The sequence below is a fragment of the Pseudomonas sp. 05N434 genome, from assembly GCF_056396965.1.
The window spans coordinates 1-3,779 of the sequence record NZ_JBFTMK010000496.1; the positions used below are offsets into that span (position 1 = coordinate 1).

Genomic DNA, 3,779 nt, shown 5'->3' on the forward strand with positions numbered 1-3,779 from the left:
TCATTTCGCCTCTACGGCGGCCATAAGGCCGTAAACAGATGGAAGTAAGCTTGAAACCAAGATGGGGGCTGTTTTCAAAAAAAACAAGCGGATAAAAGAATCACTTAAAAAATCAGAGCTTACGGTAGCGCCTGCATTTATCCCGGCGCATCCAGAAATTCAGGTTAGCTGCCCCGTCTCCCACAATAGCAAAGGGGCCCGAAGGCCCCTTCTTTATTCCAGCAGTGTGACGCTTAAGCGTCTGGCGCTGCCTTGGCAGTCGGCTCACTGTTCTCATAGAGATACAGAGGCTTGGACTTGCCTTCTATAACGCTTTCGTCGATCACTACTTTACTCACCTCGGACTGCGAGGGGATTTCATACATAGTGTCGAGCAATACACCTTCGAGAATCGAGCGCAGGCCACGGGCACCGGTTTTGCGTTCCAGGGCACGTTTGGCGACCGATTTCAGCGCGTCGGCCCGGAATTCCAGGTCCACGCCTTCCATCTCGAACAGCTTGGCATACTGCTTGGTCAGGGCATTCTTCGGCTCGGTGAGAATCTGCATCAGCGCAGCCTCATCAAGCTCGTCCAGCGTGGCAAGTACCGGCAGACGCCCGACGAATTCCGGGATCAGACCGAACTTGACCAGATCGTCAGGCTCGACTTCACGCAGGGATTCACCGACTTTCTTGCCTTCTTCCTTGCTGCGCACTTCTGCGTTGAAGCCGATGCCGCCACGGGTGGAACGGTTTTGAATAACCTTTTCCAGACCGGAGAACGCACCACCGCAGATGAACAGGATGTTACGGGTGTCGACCTGAAGGAATTCCTGCTGCGGATGCTTGCGACCACCTTGAGGTGGAACGGAAGCGACCGTGCCTTCGATCAACTTGAGCAGGGCCTGCTGCACGCCTTCACCGGAAACGTCCCGGGTGATCGACGGGTTGTCAGACTTGCGCGAGATCTTGTCGATCTCATCGATGTAGACAATGCCCATCTGGGCCTTTTCTACGTCGTAATCGCACTTCTGCAGCAGCTTCTGAATGATGTTCTCGACATCTTCGCCCACATAACCCGCCTCGGTGAGGGTGGTTGCGTCGGCGATGGTGAACGGAACGTTCAGCAAGCGGGCCAGAGTTTCGGCAAGCAGGGTTTTACCCGAGCCTGTCGGGCCGATCAGCAAGATGTTGCTTTTGCCGAGTTCGACGTCGTCATTCTTTTTGTCGCGCTGGTTCAGACGCTTGTAGTGGTTATACACCGCTACGGCCAGAACCTTTTTCGCACGTTCCTGACCAATCACGTACTGATCAAGGATGCCGCTGATTTCTTTAGGCGAAGGCAATTTATGCGCGCTGCTTTCGGCCTGGGCTTCCTGCACCTCCTCACGGATGATGTCATTGCACAGGTCGACGCACTCGTCGCAGATAAAGACCGAGGGGCCGGCAATCAATTTGCGCACTTCATGCTGGCTTTTGCCACAGAAGGAGCAATAGAGCAGTTTGCCGTTGTCCTCGCCGTTGCGGGTGTCAGTCATTCGATCGATCCAAATCCGATAGGCTTGCAACACAAGATGAAGGCAATTGCAGGCTTTTTCAAGCCCGCAGGCGGTCAGTTACCCCGACCACCTACATTTGGGCTGCTTAGGCGGGCATTTTACGCTTGTCGATCACAGAGTCGATCAGGCCATATTCAGCCGCACGCTCAGCGCTCATGAAGTTGTCGCGCTCGGTATCGCGCTCGATGGTTTCGAGGCTCTGACCGGTGTGATGAGCCAACAGCTGGTTCAAACGCGAACGAATGTGGAGGATTTCCTTGGCATGGATGTCGATGTCCGACGCCTGACCCTGGAAGCCGCCCAACGGCTGGTGAATCATCATGCGCGAGTTCGGCAGGCAGAAACGCTTGCCGGCAGCACCACCGGCAAGCAGGAAGGCACCCATGCTGCAGGCCTGACCGATGCAGGTGGTGGAAACGTCTGGCTTGATGAACTGCATGGTGTCGTAGATCGACATGCCCGCAGTCACCGAACCGCCTGGTGAGTTGATGTAAAGATGGATGTCCTTGTCCGGGTTTTCCGCTTCAAGGAACAGCAGTTGCGCCGCAACCAGGTTGGCCATGTAGTCTTCTACCGGACCTACCAGGAAGATCACTCGCTCCTTCAACAGGCGCGAGTAGATGTCATAGGCACGTTCGCCACGGGCAGACTGCTCGATAACCATCGGGACCAGACCGCCTGCGGCCTGGATGTCAGAGCTCTGATAATAAGAATTGCGGGACATGTCTCGCAGTCACTCCCAAATAGTTATGTCTTGAATACGCATAAGCCAGCACGAAGGCTGGCTTATGGTGTGTACTTCTTACCGCAAAACCAATCAGTCGGCTTGTGGAGCTTCTACCGGCTTGACCGCTTCTTCGTAAGAGACCGATTTGTCGGTCACGCTAGCTTTCTGCAGAACAGTATCCACAACTTGCTCTTCCAGCACAACCGAACGGACTTCGTTCAGTTGCTGGTCGTTCTTGTAGTACCAGGACACAACCTGCTCAGGCTCTTGGTAGGCCGAAGCCATTTCCTGAATCATCTCGCGAACGCGGGCTTCGTCAGGCTTGAGGTCGAATTGCTTGACCACTTCAGCCACGATCAGACCCAGCACGACGCGGCGCTTGGCTTGCTCTTCGAACAGCTCGGCCGGCAGTTGGTCAGGCTTGATGTTGCCACCGAACTGCTGAACAGCCTGCACGCGCAGACGGTCGACTTCGTTGGACAGCAGAGCCTTAGGCACTTCGATCGGGTTGGTGGCCAGCAGACCGTCCATCACCTGATTCTTGACCTTGGATTTGATCGCCTGACGCAGTTCGCGCTCCATGTTCTTGCGAACTTCGGTGCGGAAGCCTTCCAGACCGGTTTCCTTGATGCCGAATTGAGCGAAGAACTCTTCGGTCAGCTCTGGCAGTTTAGGCTCGGAAACGGTGTTCACGGTCACGGTGAACTCAGCAGTTTTGCCTGCCAGGTCGAGGTTCTGGTAGTCCTCTGGGAAGGTCAGGTTCAGAACGCGCTCTTCGCCGGCTTTAGCGCCAACCAGACCGTCTTCGAAACCAGGGATCATGCGGCCGGAACCCAGCACCAGCTGAGTACCTTTGGCAGAACCACCTGCGAACACTTCACCGTCGACCTTGCCGACGAAATCGATGTTCAGCTGGTCTTCGTTCTGGGCAGCGCGTTCGGCCACTTCAAAACGGGTGTTCTGCTTGCGCAGGACTTCCAGCATCTTGTCCAGATCGGCGTCAGCCACTTCGGCGCTCAGGCGCTCGACGGTGATGCCTTCGAAACCGGCAACGGTGAACTCAGGGAACACTTCGAATACGGCTACGTATTCCAGGTCCTTGCCCGCTTCCAGGGTTTTAGGTTCGATCGAAGGCGAACCAGCYGGATTCAGCTTCTGCTCGACGACAGCTTCGTAGAAGGAAGACTGGATCACGTCGCCCACGGCTTCTTGACGTGCATCAGCCCCGAAACGCTGACGGATCACGCTCATTGGCACTTTGCCTGGACGGAAGCCAGCGATCTTGGCCTTTTGGGCAGTCTGCTGCAGACGCTTGTTGACCTGAGTCTCGATGCGCTCAGCCGGCACGGTGATGCTCATGCGGCGCTCAAGAGCAGAAGTATTTTCAACAGAAACTTGCATGGATATTCCTCGTTGCACAGACGTTAGCCGGCCGTTTCCGACCCCAGAATCAAGGGCATGCATTCTAGTGGGTCAAACTCAAGAAGTCACCCTACTGAAAACGGGTAAAAAAA

3 protein-coding genes are annotated in these 3,779 nt (G+C 55.3%); all 3 read right to left on the bottom strand.

Annotated elements, in window-relative coordinates; translation table 11 throughout:
- Positions 1-233 precede the first annotated feature (233 nt).
- Positions 234-1,517: an ATP-dependent Clp protease ATP-binding subunit ClpX gene (gene clpX, locus AC1DLB_RS24340; RefSeq protein ID WP_018925424.1), complete on the bottom strand. Its 1,284-nt coding sequence runs from the start codon at positions 1,515-1,517 to the stop codon at positions 234-236.
- A gap of 106 nt (positions 1,518-1,623) precedes the next feature.
- A complete protein-coding gene (clpP, locus tag AC1DLB_RS24345) occupies positions 1,624-2,262 on the bottom strand; it encodes an ATP-dependent Clp endopeptidase proteolytic subunit ClpP (protein WP_018925423.1) in 639 nt (212 codons plus the stop codon).
- 93 nt (positions 2,263-2,355) lie between these two features.
- The gene (gene tig / locus AC1DLB_RS24350; protein WP_026286355.1) at positions 2,356-3,666 is read right to left on the bottom strand and encodes a trigger factor; all 1,311 of its coding nucleotides are present in this window, start codon (positions 3,664-3,666) and stop codon (positions 2,356-2,358) included.
- Positions 3,667-3,779: the final 113 nt, after the last annotated feature.

Excerpts from the sequence above, each read along its gene's own strand:
- clpX (WP_018925424.1), bottom strand. The coding sequence starts at position 1,517 with ATGACTGACACCCGCAACGGCGAGGACAACGGCAAACTGCTCTATTGC.
- clpP (WP_018925423.1), bottom strand. The coding sequence starts at position 2,262 with ATGTCCCGCAATTCTTATTATCAGAGCTCTGACATCCAGGCCGCAGGC.